This is a genomic window from Bacteroides sp., assembly GCA_036351255.1.
In the GTDB taxonomy this organism is placed as follows: Bacteria; Bacteroidota; Bacteroidia; order Bacteroidales; family UBA7960; genus UBA7960.
Genome location: JAZBOS010000087.1, coordinates 1 through 17,911, shown reverse-complemented (window position 1 = coordinate 17,911; position 17,911 = coordinate 1). Strand labels below are relative to the sequence as shown.

Genomic DNA, 17,911 nt, shown 5'->3' with positions numbered 1-17,911 from the left:
TTAACCCAGCCCGAAACAATATTTTTTACGTGGTTTTGTGGTTTTGCCTTATATTTATTCACTGAATGAAAACGAAGCAGCTAAGTGTTTATGTTAATCAGGAAAGGAAAAATATGAAAAGGATTTTATTTGCAATGACTATGCTGGCCTCTGTGGTGTTATTTCCCTCCTGCAACCAGCAGGCTAAAGATGCTGGTGATGAGCCTGCAGGAACCATCATCATCGGCAATAAGAGCGGCGATGATGTGTATTTTCTTGACCGTGTCACCGGCGAAATTCTGGCCATGCTGCCTACCGGTGTGGAGCCCCACGAAGTAGAGGTGTCGGATGACGGACGCTATGTTGTGATTTGCAATTATGGCAACCGGGAGATCCCCGGTAACACCCTGTCAGTTTACGATGTGGAGAAGGCTGAGCTGATCCGCACCATTGACCTGGGAGAACATACCCGCCCGCATGGGATGGACTGGATGGATGGCACAGACATGATGTTGGTGACTACCGAGGGAAGCCAGAGCCTGCTGGTGGTGGATGTGGGAAAGGGAGAAGTGCTGCAGGCTTTGTCCACCGGGCAGGAAGTTTCGCATATGGTTGCGGTAACCCCTGATCATAAGCGCGCCTTTGTTTCGAGCATACGCACGGGTAATGTGACGGTGTTTGACCTGGAGAGCGGTGAGTTGATTGCCCAGCTTTACAGCGGTGTGGGTGCAGAAGGGATTGCCGTAAGCCCGCAGGGCCACGAGGTATGGGTTACCAACCGGGGCGAGAATACCTTGGCGGTGTTCGACACAAATAGCATGGAACGCCTTGCCACCATTGATTGCGGCGACTTCCCCATCCGTTGTAAGTTCTCGCCTGATGGTAGTTTGTTTGTGGTGAGCAATGCCCGCTCGGGCGATGTGGCCGTTTTTGATGCCAATGAAAGAAGCCTGCTGGCTAAGGTGAAAATGACACCGCCGGTGCCTGAAGAAGAAGATCCCGAAAGGTATTTCGCCGATTTTGAGGGAACCTCGGTTCCCATTGGCCTGGTGGTTCCTGATAATCAGTTTGCCTATGTGGCCAACACCCGTTCGGACGCTGTCACGGTGATCAGTCTGGAGACCTTTGAGATCATTGAGCATTTTGCAGCCGGCAAAGAACCTGATGGCATAAACTTTTCGCCTTTGATGCCAGCGGTCAGGAAATAATCCTGCAGGAAGGCTATTTGTCATAATTTCCAAAAGACAAGGTAAGATTGCGTAATTTTGGAGAAACAAAAGAACAAGCATATGGCAAACCGCATTATGGATCCCATCGGACGTTTGATGGGACTGCGCTATAAATCGCACCCCTGGCACGGGGTGGAGATCGGGAAAAATGCCCCCGATCAGATCACCTGCTTTGTGGAGATGGTTACCACCGACACGGTGAAATACGAGGTGGATAAGGTGAGTGGTTACCTCAAGATTGACCGTCCCCAAAAATACAGCAATGTGTTGCCAGCGCTCTACGGTTTTATTCCGCAGACCCTTTGCCATAAGAAGGTGGCCGAACTGGCCATGGAAAAGACCGGCCGCGAAGATATCAAGGGAGACTATGACCCGCTGGATATTTGCATCCTGACGGAAAAGTCCATTTCGCACGGCAACATTCTGGCAGAATCTATCCCCATCGGGGGGTTCAGGCTCATTGACCGCAACCAGGCCGACGATAAGATCATCGCCGTTTTAAAGGATGATGCGGTATATGGTGCCATGCGCGAAATTGCCGAATGCCCTGCCCCGGTCATTGAAAGGCTAAAGCATTACTTCCTCACCTACAAGGATCTTCCCAACACCAAGCTCGATGTGGAGATTACCCATACCTATGATGCTCAGGAAGCCAAAGAGGTGATTCGCCGCTCGATGGAAGATTACCGGATGAAGTTTGAGGATTTTGACAGCCTTTTATCGCAGGTGGAAGTATAGACCATTGTTTTTCAGGGGATCAGGAGCTTATAGCGTTTCCCCGGAAGAGGTTTCACAAGGCCTTTGAATTCCAATCCTAACAGCAAGGCAGAGATCTTGCTGACGGTAAAGCCTGCCTGGGAAACTAGGAGGTCGATGCTTGCTTCCGGATTTTCCCGCAGGAAATCGACCATTTTCTCTTCATCGCCATCCAGCTCAGCAAAAAGGGCGGGTTGAATGGCTTTCTTTGGATCTTTCTTGATATCCCACCCCATGATATATTCGAGGTCGGCCACGCTTTCGAGCAGATTGGCCTTATTGGTCTTGATCAGGACGTTGCAGCCCTTGCTGTAGAGGTCGGTGGTTCTTCCGGGCAGGGCAAAGACGTCGCGGTTGTAGCTGTTAGCGATGTTGGCAGTGATGAGGGCGCCGCCACTGTCGGCTGCTTCAATGACGATGACCGCATCGCAGAGGCCTGCGATGATACGGTTTCGTTTGGGGAAATTCTCGCGGTCGGGCTGGGTCTGGGTAAGGAATTCGGTGACAAGGGCCCCTTGCTTTGCGATTCGCTTAGCCAGTTGCTGATGCAGGGGCGGGTAAATACGGTCGAGGCCATGACCTAATACGGCGATGGTTTCCAGGCCAGTATCAAGTGCTTTCTTGTGGGCGCAGGCATCCACGCCATAGGCCAGTCCGCTTACCACCAGGGCGTTATGAGGCACCAGGCCTTCCACGAGGGCATTGCATTTATCCCGCCCGTATTCAGTCATGCTGCGCGTACCCACAATGCTGATCACCTTTGACGCATTCAGCCAGGCGTCGCCTTTTACGAAGAGCATGACCGGGCCGTCTTCGCAGTGCTTGAGGCGTGCGGGGTAGTCCTTGTCGAGAAAGAAAAAAGTTTTGATCCGGTGCTTCTCAATGAACAGCATTTCCTTCTCCGCGCGATCGAAGACCTGATGATTTAGAACAGCCTTAGCCAGGTTTTCGCCGATGCCGGGAATCTTGAGCAGGTTGTTTTTCCCTTCCCTGAAAATGGGTTCTACACCGCCGCAATAGCTGATGAGCTTTTTGGCTGTGACGCCCCCCACACCCGGGATCAAACTCAGGGATATCTGGTAGAGGAGTTGCTGATCCATCCTGAAAGCTGAAAATAGGACATGCTTCGAAAAGCGGAAATAAAAGTAAGACGAAATTTGGATGCAAGCAAGTTGAAATTGTATTTTCCCTTTTTCCTTCGGTGAAAAGTGGTAAATTTAGCGGCATGGAAGGTAAGGCTCAGGAAAAAGTGCTGGTATGCCCCCTGGCGTGGGGCCTTGGACACGCCACGCGCTGCGTCCCCATCATCCAGGCCCTACTGAAGCGAGGCAGAGCAGTGGTGGTGGCGGCTGATGGAGCACCCCTTGATTTCCTTAAGCAAGAGTTTGGGACCCGGGTTGCGTATCACAGGTTTCCAGGGATGATCGTCCGTTATCCTGAAAAAGGGCGGTTAGCGGTTCAGATACTTTTTCAATTGCCCGCTTTTTTGCTCTCCGTGATAAAAGAACACCGGCAACTGAAAAAACTTATCCGCGATACTGGGGCCACCCTCTTGATTTCTGACAACCGTTACGGGCTGTGGAATAAAAAGGTTTTTTCGGTCTTTATGACCCACCAGGTGTTTATCCAGGCTCCAGAGTACTGGAAATGGATTGAACCATTGCTCTGGCGATTGACCCGGTGGTTTATCCGGCCTTATGACCATTGCTGGATTCCTGATTTTCCTTTTGAGCCAAATTTGTCGGGCAGGCTATCGCATGGAAGGAGCCTTCAGAATCTTCATTTTATCGGGCCCCTCAGCAGGTTTTCTGCAATCGCTGAACAGGATTATGAAAACCCCTTGCCGGAAGGCTTCCCAAAGGAGTATTACCTGGTATTGCTATCGGGCCCTGAACCCCAGCGCAGCTTGCTGGAAGAAATCCTGAAGAAGCAATTTGAGACCACTTGCCTGCCTGTTGTTTTTGTGCTTGGCAAGCTGGGGGTTGAACAGAAAGAGCAAAAAGAAAAACTGCTGATCTTTAATCATTTCGCAACACCGCAGTTAGCCTTCTTAATCAAAAATGCCCGCCTGGTGATTTGCCGGTCGGGCTATTCGAGTATTATGGATCTGGCAGTATTCGGGAAAAAGGCTTTGCTGATCCCTACGCCCGGTCAGACTGAGCAGGAATACCTGGGCAGTTTGCTTGAAGAGCAGGGGCAAGCCCATTGCGTGAAGCAGGATCAGCTGGATCTGCAAAGGGATATTGCTCCGGCCATGTTTTATTCCGGCATCCTGAAGATAGACCGGCATGATGGGTTGCTTGAAAAGGCCCTGGACGAATTCCTGAAAAAGATTTAGTAGGTCTTGGTCATAGTGGAGGGAACCACGATGATGAAGTCAGCCAGGCCGTGGTTTCCTTCCTCAAGGCTCGTAGTGTCGTCTTGTTCCACCGTGCTGATGGTGATCATTTTCAGCTTTTCATCCAGCTGGCGCAGATACCAGTATATTCCCTCAAAGTTGTTGGAATGGTAGGCGCCGTGGTAATGGACGAAAACGCCGCTGCGGTTCAGGTTCTGGTAAATGAAATGGGCCATGGTAGCATCCTTGATGGCTTGTGCCTTGGGGAAATTGTCGCTGACGTGGCCAGGCATTCCACTCATCTCCATCATGGCCTTATAACCTGGCAGTTCAGGGTCATAGGCAGGGGGAAGGGGGGCGATGTAACGCTTGGCCTCTGCAGGCAGTGAATCGAGGCCTTCAAAACCTTGTCGGTTGACCAGGGCGGCATATCGGCGGGGAATGTTGGTGGCAATGAAGGGTAACTTGTTTTCGCGGGCAAGCATCACCAGGGGCTGATAGTCGTTATTGTAATTGTTCCAGAGCTTTGCCTCAGCCTTGAAGTTGCGCTCGTTGATGAGGTCCGAAAGGTACTCATCGAGGATCAACTGGTTGTCGGCTTCAAACATTTCGGCGCCCAGCACCAGGTTGTTGCCAATCTTATTGAAAAGTTCCAGGGAGAGTTCGAGTTGCAACCAATGTGCAATGGGGTTGTTATGAAGTTCGCCGAATAAAACGACTTGGGTTTTGCTTGCGGCTTCCAGCAATTGTCCGAAGTCGGCGGGCTGCCCGTTTTGGTTGTAAATCCGGTATGCGGGTTTTTCCTGGGCCTGGACAAAGGTTAAGGCTAAGATTAAGGTCAAGGATGTGAGCGTTCTTTTCATAGAAAATGGATTAAGGATTGCACAAAAGGCTGTAGAGGCCTTGCAAAAAAACAACTTGCCGTGTGATATGTTCAGGTTTAGCGGGGTCCGTTTTTTTTCAGGCCGTTGCCCGAGAAGGAAAGGGGCAACAGGTCATGTACATTTTCCACCACGAGTATTTTTCCGTCTTCTTTGGTCAGCAGGACTTTTATGGGGGCATTCTGAAGGATCTCATATTCAAGCAGGACTTGCCTGCAAGCCCCACAGGGAGACACAGGTTCGTCGAGTTTGAGCCGGGTGGATTTTGCACTCACAGCGATTGTTTTCATGGAGACCCCCGGGAACATGGCGGAAGCGGCAAAGACGGCCACCCGTTCGGCACAGAGACCGCTGGGGTAAGCCCCATTCTCCTGGTTGCTGCCTGTGATGATCTCCCCGTTTTCAAGCAATACGGCGGCGCCTACAAAAAACTCGGAATAGGGGGCATAGGCTTTTTCGGTCATTTCCCTGGCCATAACCACCAGCTGCTGTTCCTGCTGGCTCAGTTCTTCAAGGCTGTCAGCCTCATAAATATGGAAACTCAGGTGTTTTTTGATCATGCATTATCCATTAGAAGGTTCACCCCAAAACCGGCAGCTTTGGGATGGGTAAATTTAACGACTATTCCTTAATCCTCAAAATTTATATATTTCACAACCTGAACGGCCTATTAAACAAAATCTATTCGGGCGCGTTGCATTTATAAAGGCTTTTGTTTATCTCCGCCTTTTCAGGCCATTCTACAATTATTCCAGCCTGATCCTTGCAAATTGTATAGAAAATCATTATATTTGTTCAGGTGTGTAAAATGAGGGTGTTTGGTGATATAACAAAACCCTTTCTATTAAAAAACCCGATGTATAACAAAAAAAGAAAAAAACTATGGATAAGTCAACAGGAAAAGCAATCGTAGGTTTTATTTTCGGAGCAGCCATGGGTGTTGCAGCAGGTATGTTGTTTGCGCCCAACAGCGGAAAGGAAACCCGCAAGAAGATTCAGAAGAAATCCAAGGAATATTCTGATGAAGTGGCCCACAAAGTGGGAGAGAAAATTGATGACCTCAAGGAATTTGTCAATGAGGTGACCGAGGAAACCAAGGCAAGGGTAAAAAAGGTCACAGAAGAGAAGAAAGCCTGACGTTCTTCTTAACCAAAAAAAACATCAATGGAAGGTAAATCATTTCTGGAAAACATTTCCGGGCTGAGGGACAATTTGCTGAAGTATCTCGAAACAAATGTTTCCTATTATGGCCTTGTGGCTTATGAGAAAGCTGTAAAAGTTATCACCAGTCTTGTGACAAACAGTCTCATTGTTTTGATCATGCTGCTGGCGTTGGTATTTCTCTCAGGAGCCGCAGGGCTGTATTTCGGCCATTTACTGGAAAGCTACGAATTGGGTTTGTTAATTGTTGGTGGCTTTTATCTCCTGCTCGGAATTGTTTTCATTATCTTCCGGAAAAAGATTTTTTCCAGATATGTCATCAAGTCGCTTGGTGAGGTCTTCTTCCAAAATGATGAAACGGAAACCAAGTCTTAAACCTGAGCCTTATGAATACTTCCCGATTTAAGAATATAAGGACCCTCAACGACATCAAGCTTGAGAAGGCGCGTCTCCGTTATGAAATGCTTGCAGCAGAGAATAACCTGCATGATAACCTTGAGGGGGTGCAGCGGCTCTTTACGATGAATGGACTTGTTACCCGTTTATCAGCGGGGTTTCTTTTTGCCCAGGACGTTTATTCAAAATTCAATAACGTTTTTTCCTGGTTCAGGAGAAAGAAGTCGTCAAAAGTAGATGCTGACGCAAACGAATAAATTGCTTATTCTGCTTCAAAACGAATTTTCAGGTTAACAATCTCAGGGCGGTTGCCTATTCTTAAAGGCGGCCCCCAGGTGCCAATACCATTGGAGACATATACTTTCATCCCTTCAATTTCCCCCAATCCATAGCCAATTTCAAAAATGGCGTTGACGATGTAGTTCAGCGGCCATAGCTGGCCGTGATGGGTATGCCCCGACAACATCAGGTCGGCTCCTGCCCTGGCTGCGATTTCAGGATGATAGGGCTGGTGATCCATGACAATTACAGGCAGCGCCTTGTCGGTTTTTTCAATTAATACTTCAATGGGTTGCCGTTCCTTTCCTGCAAAACGGTTTCGCTGAAGATCTTCCCGTCCAACCAAATAAAAGCTATCGTCAATTTTCAGGACCTGATCGCGGAGCATATGGACCCCGTGTTCCGTAAGATATTTGTAAGCCTGTTCGGGGCCACCGATGTATTCGTGGTTGCCCATCACACCATACACGCCCAAGGGAGCCCTAAGCTGCTTTAATATTTCGCCTGTATTTTGCCTGATCACCGGGGCCAGGTCTTCATCCAGGATGTCGCCCGGTAACAGGATAATATCGGGATTTAAGGCATTGACCTTGTTGACGATGCGCGTCAGCTTTCCATTGCCAATGATGGTTCCCAAATGGATGTCGGACATGACAGCGGCGTTGAGGTGTTGCATGCCCGGGCTTGTTTTTGGAATGGTGACCTCAACCGTCCGGATAATTGGATTTCGGGCGTTGATGTATCCTGCAATAATGATCAGTACAACCAGGGCTATACTTCCTGCCATCAGGTATTGCTTGAATTGTCCGTAATGGTCGCGCACAAAACCGGGGTAAAAGGGGATCAGGTGATTGACCAGCCGCAATACATCAAAAAAGAATACGATCAGGAAGAAATACAGCATAGCACCCAGCCAGAATGAGCCGGTCCATACCAACAGGTCACTGACAGGACCCAGCCAGATGCGCTCGAGGAAACGGCCGGCAATGAACGTAGCAGCAAGGGCCCAGAACATTACAATGTAGGCTGTTCTTATCCCACTTCCGGGGGGAAGGACCTGCAAGCCCCGCTTGAAAATGTAAAAATTGACTAAACTGTAAATGAGTATTACGATCGAAAAAAACAGGATAAAGGCCATTTTACGCATGGGAGTTAATTTAACTAATTATCCTAACAGAAATGAATGACAAATGTTTATGGGTAGCTGGATTGAACAATTACTTTTACCGGTGGTTGGAGTAATAAAAATAACCCTCTAATTTGTTTTATCAGGAAATGAAAGAAAAAACAGCCATTATAACAGGCGCCACCTCAGGGATCGGTAAAGAAACAGCCAAAGCTTTAGCCATAGAAGGTATGAAGTTAGTGCTTCCGGTCAGGAATATGTCTAAAGGTGAGGCCTTACGTGAGGAGATTCATAAACTTACCGGCAATGGCAGTGTTGAGCTCCATGAATGCGACTTGTCCTCAATGGATTCAATCCGTGCTTTTGCCAAAGATTTCAATGAAAAGTATGACCGGTTGGATGTATTGGTCAATAATGCCGGGGTTTGGGAGATGAAACGCAGGGAGTCGAAGGAAGGCATAGAGAAAACCTTTGCCATCAACCACCTGGCACCTTTTCTGATGACCAATCTGTTGCTGGAAAAATTGAAAGCAAGCGCCCCATCGCGGATTATTACCATTTCGAGTATGGCTCATAAGGGAGGGAAGATTCGCTTTGATGACCTTGAAGGAAAACGGAGCTGGAGCTGGATGGGCTCATATGCACAGAGCAAGCTTGCCAATCTGTTTTTTACCCGTCATCTGGCCAAAAAACTGGAAGGCACAGGGGTCGTGGCCAATTGCCTTCATCCGGGAGTGGTGGCCACGCATCTCTTTGATAAAATGCCCAAAATATTGCATGGCCCCATGAAGCTGGTGATGATACCCCCTGAAAAAGGAGCTGAAACATCCGTTTACCTTGCCACCTCTCCAGAGGCACAGCATTTCAGCGGTGAGTACCTGGCAAAAAAGAAGATCCGGAAAACCAGCGCATATACCTATAACAAGGAAGTTGCAGAAAAACTCTGGAAAGTAAGCAAGCAATATACCGGACTTTAATCTCCCTTAAGACATGGAAAAAGACCCCCGAAAGCCAAACCACCTGAAGGGACAGACGAGTCCCTATCTCATTCAGCATATGTATAATCCGGTGGACTGGCATCCTTGGGGGGAAGAGGCCCTGGACCTGGCGAGACGGGAAAACAAACCCCTGCTGGTCAGCATTGGCTATTCGGCCTGTCACTGGTGTCATGTAATGGAGAAGGAGAGTTTTGAAGACAGGGAAGTGGCACGGCTGATGAATCATTATTTTGTCTGTATAAAAGTGGACCGTGAAGAGCGCCCTGATATTGACCATCTTTACATGAATGCCGTACAAATGATCACTGGTCAGGGTGGCTGGCCGCTGAACTGTTTTGCACTTCCCGACGGTAAGCCTTTTTGGGGTGGGACCTATTTTCAGAAAGAACAATGGAAAAATATCCTGATTCGGGTGGCCGAACTATTCATGAACCAATATCAGGAGGTTGAGGAACAGGCTAAGCAGATCACGCAGGGCATTGCCGACAGCAGTTTTATCAAGGTCAATGAGGGCAGAGCAACTTTTGGCAGGGATGAAGCCAGGGAGATGTTTGAAAACCTGATGGGATATATGGACCGGTACAAAGGCGGTACCCAGGGAGCCCCCAAATTCCCACTGCCCAATAATTATGAGTTTTTATTGCATTACCATTACCAATCAGCGAATGCTGAAGCCCTTGACCAGGTGCTGTTGTCCCTGCGGAAGATGGCTATGGGAGGTATTTATGACCAGCTTGGGGGTGGTTTTGCCCGCTATGCTACCGATACGGATTGGAAAGTCCCGCATTTTGAGAAAATGCTCTACGATAATGCCCAGCTGATCTCCCTGTATTCCAACGCATTTAAGGTAAACCCTGACCCATTGTTCAGGCAGGTGGTTTATGAGTCCATTGATTTTGTTAAGCAGGAACTCACTTCCCCCACTGGGCTATTTTTTTCAGCCCTGGATGCCGACAGCGAAGGTGAGGAGGGCAGATTCTATGTATGGACAGAAGCGGAGATTGATAGGATCCTTGGGCAAGATGCTGACCTTTTGAAGCAGTATTATCATTTGGGAGGAAAAGGTCTTTGGGAGGATGGCAGGAATATCCTGATCAGGGATGAGTCGGATGAGGTTTTTGCAGCAAAGCATTCCCTCGACAAGCAGGAATTGGATGAAAAGATTAATCAAGCAAAGGCCCGTCTGCTTGAAGCCCGCAGTTTGCGCAACAGGCCCGGTCTGGATGATAAGATACTTGTCAGCTGGAACGCCATGATGATCAAGGGCCTGGCCGATGCCTATGCAGCCTTTGGAGAACAGGCGTTTCTGGATTGGGCGATCAATGCTTCCGAAACAATCTTAGAGATTGCTAAAAGGGAAGATGGTGGTTTGTATCGCAACCTGAAAGGGGAGCGCCCTTCCATTCCTGCCTTTCTTGAAGACTATGCCTGGCTGACGAATGCATTGATCCGGCTATACGAAGTGTCGGCCGAAGAGCGGTTTTTATCGGAAGCTTTAAGGCTTGCTGAATATGCCATTACTTCCTTTCATGCCGATGGTACGAGTCTGTTGACGTTCTCCCAGATGGAGGGAGATAAACTCGCCGTCCCGTATTTCGAGTTTCACGATAATGTAATTCCCTCCTCCAACAGTGTGATGGCAAGAAACCTGTTTTACCTGGCTCATTATTTTGAAAAACCGGACTTGGGCCAGCGCAGCTCGGAGATGCTGCGCGATATGCAGCGGCTCTTGAACAAATACAGCAGCAGCTATTCCAATTGGGGTATTTTGCTGCTGCATCATGTGTATCCTTTTCACACAATGGTGATTGCCGGACCTGAAGCCGGCAAGCAGCTGACTCCCGCCTTAAGTGGATACCTGCCCAACCTGATTGTGGCTGCTTCTGAAAAGGAAAAATCTGCGCTTCCGGTTTTTAAAAACCGTCATAACCCATCAAAAACAATGTTTTACGTCTGTATGTTGGGCGCCTGTAAATTGCCTGTCGGGACCTTTGAGGAGGCACTCAGCCAGTTGAGTTGATTTCGCTTTCCGCTTTTTCTTCAAGTCCTTTGCTGCTTGTACTTCCTTCGTTCATCACCTGGTTTTGTTGATTGATTGATTCCTGATGAATCAGCCTGAGCATATCATTGACAAAACTGTTGCTCAAGCCCTTTTTCTCACCCAGGGCAAGGTTTTTTCGTACCACTTCGGCCCAGCGCCTGCTTTGAAGAATGGTGATGTTGTTTTCCTTTTTGTAAAGTGCAATATTTTTGGCCACATTCATTCTTCTTTCCAGGATTTCAATGAGCTGTTCGTCATAAATGTCAATCTTTCCACGGAGTTCCTCCAGAACGTTCAGGAAATTGGTGTCGTTCGATTCGGGGCTTCGCATTACCAGCCTGTCCAGAATGCAAGTCAGCATGCGTGGCGTAACTTGTTGTGCTGCATCACTTAGGGCTACCGAAGGATCGGTATGCGATTCAAGCATCAAGCCGTCAAAGTTCAAATCCATAGCCTTTTGGGAAACCTCCAGAAGCATGTGGCGGTTTCCGCAAATATGACTCGGATCGCAAATCAGGGGCAGATTCTCTATCCGTTGTTTCAGTTCAACAGGGATCAGCCAGTGCGGAGTATTGCGGAAGGCCGTTTTTTCGTAGCTTGAAAAGCCCCGGTGTATGGCGCCAATCCTTGTAATCCCGGCTTTTTTCAGGCGCTCAATGGCTCCAAACCACAATTCAAGTTCAGGATTTATCGGGTTTTTTACCAGCACGGTAACATCAGAACCTTCCAGTGCGTCGGAGATTTCCTGAACTACAAAAGGATTGGCCGTGCTTCTGGCCCCGATCCATATATGGTCAACACCGTATTTGAGCGCTTCATATACATGCTTCGCATTTGCAACTTCTGTAGCTATACCCATGCCAGTTTCTTCCTTTACCCTTTTGAGCCAGGGCAGGGCTATGCTCCCCATCCCTTCAAAAGTGCCGGGACGGGTGCGCGGCTTCCAGATTCCTGCCCTGAAGATATCCACCTTGCCGCTCGCTGCCAGTTCGCGGGCGGTTTGTAAAACCTGAATTTCGGTCTCAGCGCTGCAAGGCCCCGAAATGACCAGGGGCCGTTTTTTGTATTGCTTCCAGCTGGTTATTGGTTCAACCTGTAATACTGCTTTCATAGCTTAGGGGTTTTAACTGAGAATTTTCTGAATTTTATTAGCCTCCCGGATAAGTCCGGTCATCTCCGCTTTTTTGTTTTGCGTGATATATTCTCGGAAAAGTTCCAGCTTTTCAATATAGGTATTGAGAACCTCCACGACATAATTGTTGTTTTGCTGAAAAACAGGCACCCACATTTCTGCTGAACTTTTTGCAAGGCGTACAGTGGATGCAAAGCCTCCGCCAGCCAAGCTGAGGATACGTTTTTTGTCCTTTTCCTTTTCGAGTACACAAAGCGAAAGGGCAAAGGAGGAGATGTGTGAAATGTGCGAAACATAGGCAGCGCTCATATCGTGTTCTTCCGCATTCATGTATATCAGCCGCATATTAATTGTTTTAAACATTTTGCGAACTGTCCTCAGGGCAAAAGGAGCGCTTTGATCTTTGTCGCATATTATGGCACATTTGTAATCGAACAACTTACTTACTGCAGCCAATGGACCTGAAAACTCGGTCCCTGCCATAGGGTGGGCGGCCACATAATGCCTGCGGTTCGGGTGTTTTTTTACAAGCCTTAGCAAACCCGCCTTGGTCGAGCCCATGTCAGTAACCGTTTTTTGTGTCCCTCCTACTTGGTCCAGAACCCTTGGTAACAAGCTTTCCATGGCATCGACTGGGGTGGCAAGAATGATCAGGTCAGCACACTGCACTGCGTTTTCGAGTGTATCGGTCTCATCGGCCAGACCTCCAAGTTTTGCAATGGCCGCATGTTGCCGATCACTTTCAACGCCAATAATGCGGCTGGCAAAACCCCGCTTTCGAAGGTCAATGGCAAGAGAACCCCCAATTAATCCCATTCCGACAATACAAACTTTCATTTCGAATCTTTTAGAAATTCTTGAATTCTCTTCCTTGCTTCTTTGAGCGTTTCAACGGGGCTGCATAATGATACCCTGATATGGTTCCGACCATTGTTGCCGAAGATTATTCCCGGGGTAAGGAATACCCTGGCATGGAATAAAAGCTTGTTGCTGAGTTCAATGGCACTGGTATAGGTTTCAGGGATCTTACCCCAGAGGAACATGCCAGCCTGGTTTGGACGTACAGCACAGCCAATAGCATCTAATATCTCCCTTGCAATAATTTGTCGCTCACTGTACACCCTGTTCATTTCTTCATACCATGCATCGGGTGCAGCCAGTGCTTCTGCCGCAGCCATTTGCAAAGGCCTGAACATGCCTGAGTCCATATTGCTTTTAACCTTGAGCACAGCCTGTATGTAGTCTTCCTGCCCGGCCAGCATGCCGATGCGCCAGCCTGCCATGTTTTGTGATTTGCTGAGCGAGTTCAGTTCAAGGCAAACGGTTTTGGCACCAGGCACCGCAAACAGGCTTAACTTTTGGTCGTTCAGAATGAAACTGTAGGGGTTGTCATTGCATATCAAAATCTGATTTCGCAGCCCAAAATCAACCAGTTCTTTGAAAAACGCCGGATTTGCCTTTGCACCCGTTGGCATGTGCGGGTAGTTCACCCACATCAGTTTTACCTTTTCGAGCCCTTGATTTTCCAATAAGGCGAGGTCGGGGAGGCAGTCATACTCTTCAAGAACAGCGTAAGTCCTGAGTTTTCCTCCCAGCAAGGAGGCTGCCGATCCATAAGTAGGGTAGCCCGGGTCAGGGATCAGTACTTCATCCCCAGGATTAACAAATGCCATGGTTATGTGCATGATGCCCTCTTTTGAACCCATCAGGGGCAGGATCTCCCTTTCCGGATCAAGGTTAACGCCGAAATGCACTGAATACCATTTAGAAAAGGCCTGGCGCAATTCTGGTATGCCCTTGTAAGACTGATAGCCATGGCTGTTCCGGTCGCGGCTGTTGCTCAACAGGGCTTCGATAGTTTTTTCTGACGGGGCAAGATCCGGGCTACCGATGCCCAGATTGATCACATCGATGCCTGCCTTTCGCATTTGCTCAATTTCCCTAAGTTTTTGCGAAAAATAGTATTCCGTTATGGAATGTATTCTTTCAGCGGCCGGTATGTACATGGTTCATTTCTTTTGATAAGTTTGAAACCCCATTGCTGGCAGGCGGCCTTGCCCCCGGGTGGTATAGCCCCAAAACCCATAGTTTTTGGAGCTTTTTTTCAAGATCGCTGATTGTCTTATGAGCGTGGTCAGAATCGATAAAAAGCATATCCGCATGGAAGATATACTCCCATGTTGAACCAATCAGTGGCAGCGACTGGAGCATACTAAGATTTACACCGGCATTGGCCAGCGGATTTAATACTTTTACCAGCCCGCCTGGCACATTGGGGGCAATAAAAGCCAGGCTTGCCTTCACCGGAAGGTTTTTTTCCAAGGGGGCTGCCTTGGTTCCAACAACCAGGAAACGGGTGAAATTCTCCTTATTGGTTTCGATGGATGAAGCCAAAATTGACAAACCATAAATACCTGCCGCTTGCTTGCTGCCAACAGCTCCCGTGCCCCAAAGTCCTTTTTCACTGATTTCGCGTGCGCTGAGGGCCGTATCATACGATTCCACAAGCCTGATGCCAGGGTACTTCAGAAAAAAATCTTCGGTCTGCGACAGGGCCATTGGATGCGATCGTACCTCCCTCAGGTCCCCTGGGTTTTGGCCTGGCAGGCCCATTAAATGCTGAGAAATTCGTAGGTAAACCTCACCCAAGACTTGAAGGGAAGCATTTCTGATCAGCGAGAAATTTGGCAACAGGCCTCCCGCCAGGGAGTTCTCAACGGCCATTACACCAAAGGATGCCCTACCGGTGGCCACCTGATTAACCAGACCTCTGAAATCCATGCACTCCAATGGAGAGAACTCCCTGCCATAGAATAGCATGGCCGCCTCTTCATGAAAAGAACCTTTAATGCCTTGTATTGCTATTTTTTCCATAAACCCGCAAAAAAAAAGCCCCGCATTTGCGGGGCCTGGTTCATATTTCCTCATATTTCCTCAAGAGCAAACATCATAACGCCAGACCCCTTTCCCACCATAGTAGAAAAAGAAATAAAAATAGTTGGCGAAATATGTAAAACTCTGGTTCATGCCTTAGTTTGTCACTGCAATGATAATACTTTTTCTTTTTATCACAACACAGAAAACAAATTTTAACAAAAAATTAATTAAATGTTTAGATATATACATTTGTTGAATTACGCTGTAATGATTCGTGTTTTATATAAGAAGAAATTGATTTATATTCGCAAAAAAAACAGGATATGCAAAGAGAAGAAGCTTTGGAACTTCTGCATCAGTATGTAAAAAACCCGCGAATGATCGCCCATTGTCTGGCATCGGAGGCTGTACTCCGGGCTCTTGCCCTTCGCCTGGGCGAGGATCCTGATAAATGGGGAATAGCGGGTTTGCTTCACGATTTGGATGTTGAAGTTACAGAGGGCGACATGCACACCCACGCTATGGAAACCGCGAGAATACTGAAGGAAAAAGGACTCCCTGAAGACGTGGTCGAAGCCATTATGCTCCACAACGAAGATGCAGCCCATGGCCGGCCCCGCTCCACCACATTCCACCATGCTCTTGCTGCGGGTGAAACCATTACAGGCCTCATTACGGCAACTGCACTGGTTTATCCCGACAAAAAAGTGGGAAGCGTTAAACCTAAATCCATCGTGAAGCGCATGAAAGAAAAAGCATTTGCTGCCAGCGTAAGGCGCGAAACGATTATGGAATGTGAAAAAATAGGCATTCCCCTGCCAGCGTTTGCAGAACTTTCACTCAATGCCATGAAAGAGATTGCCCCCGGGATAGGCCTTTAGGGAAGCGCAGGGGGTTGCAGCATTGACTCGTAGGTATTGCTTTTCAGCACTTCGACAGCTTTCAGGAAAGCCTGATCATCTTCATGAAGCACCGGGAAGAAGGCTTCTGCACCAAATATATTGCGTCCGATGTATGCTTTCAGGTTCCTGCGGATCAAATCCTGGCTCTCGGCACTGATTTGTGCAGGGATACTAACCCCTTCCTCACGGGCAAAGTCCATAAAATCCCGGTAAATAGCCTGCGAAATTGAGAAGTCCCTGACAAAGGCTGCCTCATTTTCATAGGCATGTAAGGCCTCGCGGTTGCGGTCAGCATAATTGAACGCAAAGCGATAGACCAAGCCCCGGTTGGCTACCTGATTATAGAACACAAACTCCTCGCCCGATTCAATGGGAATGAACAGGTCGGGCATGATGCCACCACCGCCATAAACCACTCTTCCTGCCGGGGTTTCAAATTTTAAGGAGTCATTGAACTTGATGCTGTCGGGGTTTTCGAGCTCGCCTTCCATCAGGCGGTTCATAAACTCGTTGAAATACTCCTCTTCGCCATCTTCATAGGGTTTTTGGATGCTGCGGCCGGTAGGAGTATAATACCTGGCAACGGTTAGGCGCAGTGCTGAGCCATCGCCCAGCTGCACCTGTTCCTGAACCAAACCTTTTCCAAAGGAACGCCGGCCAATGATCAGGCCACGATCATTATCCTGAACAGCCCCTGCTACGATCTCACTGGCTGATGCTGACCATTCGTCGATAAGGATCACCAGCGGCTGCGTCTCGAAAACCCCGTTGCGCCTGGCGTGGGCGTACTGGCGCGGGCGGCTGCGCCCATCGGTGTATACGATCAGTTTCTGCGCATCCAAAAACTCATCACTCAGGTTGATGGCGGCTTCCAGGAATCCTCCTCCGTTGCCACGGAGATCAAGGATCATTTTCTGCATCCCTTCACGCTTTAAACGCTCCATGGCCAGGATAAATTCCTGATGGGTGGTAGCCGAGAACTTATTCAGGCGGATGTATCCAACTTCTTCATCCACCATATATGCCACATCAAGGCTGTATTGCGGGATCTGGTCGCGGATTAGGGAAAACGGGAGTAATTCGCTTACCCCGGACCGCACAACCTCAACATTAACGGTAGTGCCCTTTTCTCCCTTCAGGCGTTTAACGATGTCATTGGTTGACATGTTGACCCCTGCAATCACCTCATCTTCCACCTTAACGATACGGTCACCCGGCATGATGCCTGCCTTTTCACTGGGGCCCCCGGCAATGGGGTTGATCACCACCACGGTATCGCTGATCATGTTGAACTCAATGCCAATGCCTTCGAAACTGCCCATCAGGGGGTCGTTCATCTCCCGGAAATCCCTGGCAGGAATATAGGCTGAATGGGGGTCCAGGTTCTTCAACAAACTGTGAATGGCATCCTCGGTGAGGATTTCACGGTCCACCGAATCAACATAGGCTTCCTGAATGAAATTAATGATGTTGTTCAGCTGATTATTCCGGTCAAAGCCAATGGAAAAGAACTTGCGTTCGGTTTGTGCTTCCTTTGGCCGGATATACAGGCCAAGGAGAAAACCGGCAACAAGCACCATAGCCATAATGACCGGCAGGTATAATTTAAAACGGGAATATTGGGGTTTATTATTTTCCATAATTTACTTACTGAATAAGGACGAAAGGGATATAACGAAATTAATCAAATCCCATGGTTGAGCCTTGTTATTTTTTCATAAAATCAGCCATTTCAGGCTTATTGGTTTTCCGGGCGCAACTTCTTAATGATGGCGCTGGTGGAATAACCTTCAAGCAATTCGATGGTCACCACTTG

At 48.3% G+C, this 17,911-nt stretch carries 18 protein-coding genes; 9 read left to right on the top strand and 9 right to left on the bottom strand.

What is annotated here, in order from left to right:
- The first annotated feature begins 113 nt into the window (after positions 1 to 113).
- Positions 114 to 1,187: a YncE family protein gene (locus V2I46_08040; protein ID MEE4177444.1), complete on the top strand. Its 1,074-nt coding sequence runs from the start codon at positions 114 to 116 to the stop codon at positions 1,185 to 1,187.
- Between the two features lie 81 nt (positions 1,188 to 1,268).
- The gene (locus tag V2I46_08035) at positions 1,269 to 1,946 is read left to right on the top strand and encodes an inorganic pyrophosphatase (protein ID MEE4177443.1); all 678 of its coding nucleotides are present in this window, start codon (positions 1,269 to 1,271) and stop codon (positions 1,944 to 1,946) included.
- Positions 1,947 to 1,957: 11 nt separating this feature from the next.
- On the opposite strand, the gene dprA is transcribed toward V2I46_08035, so the two are convergent.
- Entirely contained in the window at positions 1,958 to 3,064 is a 1,107-nt protein-coding gene (gene dprA, locus V2I46_08030; protein ID MEE4177442.1) for a DNA-processing protein DprA, read from the bottom strand.
- A gap of 125 nt (positions 3,065 to 3,189) precedes the next feature.
- Between dprA and V2I46_08025 the strand changes: the two genes are divergently transcribed.
- The gene (locus V2I46_08025) at positions 3,190 to 4,302 is read left to right on the top strand and encodes a glycosyltransferase (protein ID MEE4177441.1); all 1,113 of its coding nucleotides are present in this window, start codon (positions 3,190 to 3,192) and stop codon (positions 4,300 to 4,302) included.
- Here the strand turns inward: V2I46_08025 and V2I46_08020 are convergent.
- Complete coding sequence (locus tag V2I46_08020; protein MEE4177440.1) at positions 4,299 to 5,165, bottom strand: ChaN family lipoprotein; 867 nt, start codon at positions 5,163 to 5,165, stop codon at positions 4,299 to 4,301. The genes V2I46_08025 and V2I46_08020 overlap by 4 nt on opposite strands.
- 77 nt (positions 5,166 to 5,242) lie before the next feature.
- A complete protein-coding gene (cdd, locus tag V2I46_08015; protein MEE4177439.1) occupies positions 5,243 to 5,743 on the bottom strand; it encodes a cytidine deaminase in 501 nt (166 codons plus the stop codon).
- 322 nt (positions 5,744 to 6,065) lie between these two features.
- Between cdd and V2I46_08010 the strand changes: the two genes are divergently transcribed.
- From V2I46_08010 to V2I46_08000, 3 genes are read left to right on the top strand one after another with little or no spacing between them, the layout of a single operon-like run.
- Positions 6,066 to 6,320: a YtxH domain-containing protein gene (locus tag V2I46_08010; GenBank protein ID MEE4177438.1), complete on the top strand. Its 255-nt coding sequence runs from the start codon at positions 6,066 to 6,068 to the stop codon at positions 6,318 to 6,320.
- 27 nt (positions 6,321 to 6,347) lie between these two features.
- Positions 6,348 to 6,719: a hypothetical protein gene (locus V2I46_08005; GenBank protein MEE4177437.1), complete on the top strand. Its 372-nt coding sequence runs from the start codon at positions 6,348 to 6,350 to the stop codon at positions 6,717 to 6,719.
- Positions 6,720 to 6,730: 11 nt separating this feature from the next.
- Complete coding sequence (locus V2I46_08000; protein ID MEE4177436.1) at positions 6,731 to 6,997, top strand: hypothetical protein; 267 nt, start codon at positions 6,731 to 6,733, stop codon at positions 6,995 to 6,997.
- 5 nt (positions 6,998 to 7,002) lie between these two features.
- On the opposite strand, the gene V2I46_07995 is transcribed toward V2I46_08000, so the two are convergent.
- A complete protein-coding gene (locus tag V2I46_07995) occupies positions 7,003 to 8,166 on the bottom strand; it encodes a metallophosphoesterase (GenBank protein MEE4177435.1) in 1,164 nt (387 codons plus the stop codon).
- 128 nt (positions 8,167 to 8,294) lie between these two features.
- Here V2I46_07995 and V2I46_07990 point away from each other — a divergent pair, with 128 nt between their 5' ends.
- Entirely contained in the window at positions 8,295 to 9,122 is an 828-nt protein-coding gene (locus V2I46_07990) for an SDR family oxidoreductase (GenBank protein ID MEE4177434.1), read from the top strand.
- A gap of 13 nt (positions 9,123 to 9,135) precedes the next feature.
- Positions 9,136 to 11,163, top strand: coding sequence for a thioredoxin domain-containing protein (locus V2I46_07985; protein MEE4177433.1), 2,028 nt, complete (start codon positions 9,136 to 9,138; stop codon positions 11,161 to 11,163).
- Here V2I46_07985 and V2I46_07980 read toward each other — a convergent pair.
- From V2I46_07980 to V2I46_07965, 4 genes are read right to left on the bottom strand one after another with little or no spacing between them, the layout of a single operon-like run.
- Positions 11,147 to 12,295 (bottom strand): chorismate mutase, encoded by a 1,149-nt coding sequence (locus tag V2I46_07980; protein ID MEE4177432.1) that lies wholly within the window; start codon positions 12,293 to 12,295, stop codon positions 11,147 to 11,149. The two genes, V2I46_07985 and V2I46_07980, sit on opposite strands and share 17 nt — an antisense overlap.
- 12 nt (positions 12,296 to 12,307) lie before the next feature.
- Positions 12,308 to 13,153, bottom strand: coding sequence for a prephenate dehydrogenase (locus V2I46_07975; protein MEE4177431.1), 846 nt, complete (start codon positions 13,151 to 13,153; stop codon positions 12,308 to 12,310).
- The gene (locus tag V2I46_07970) at positions 13,150 to 14,322 is read right to left on the bottom strand and encodes an aminotransferase class I/II-fold pyridoxal phosphate-dependent enzyme (protein MEE4177430.1); all 1,173 of its coding nucleotides are present in this window, start codon (positions 14,320 to 14,322) and stop codon (positions 13,150 to 13,152) included. The genes V2I46_07975 and V2I46_07970 overlap by 4 nt, the downstream gene beginning before the upstream one ends.
- Complete coding sequence (locus V2I46_07965; protein ID MEE4177429.1) at positions 14,303 to 15,190, bottom strand: prephenate dehydratase; 888 nt, start codon at positions 15,188 to 15,190, stop codon at positions 14,303 to 14,305. The genes V2I46_07970 and V2I46_07965 overlap by 20 nt, the downstream gene beginning before the upstream one ends.
- A 326-nt stretch (positions 15,191 to 15,516) precedes the next feature.
- Between V2I46_07965 and V2I46_07960 the strand changes: the two genes are divergently transcribed.
- On the top strand, positions 15,517 to 16,074 hold the full coding sequence (locus V2I46_07960; protein ID MEE4177428.1) for an HD domain-containing protein: 558 nt from the start codon (positions 15,517 to 15,519) through the stop codon (positions 16,072 to 16,074).
- Here the strand turns inward: V2I46_07960 and V2I46_07955 are convergent.
- Positions 16,071 to 17,735 carry a S41 family peptidase gene (locus V2I46_07955; protein ID MEE4177427.1) on the bottom strand — a complete coding sequence of 555 codons (1,665 nt, stop codon included), beginning with the start codon at positions 17,733 to 17,735 and terminating at the stop codon, positions 16,071 to 16,073. The genes V2I46_07960 and V2I46_07955 overlap by 4 nt on opposite strands.
- Positions 17,736 to 17,911 lie beyond the last annotated feature (176 nt).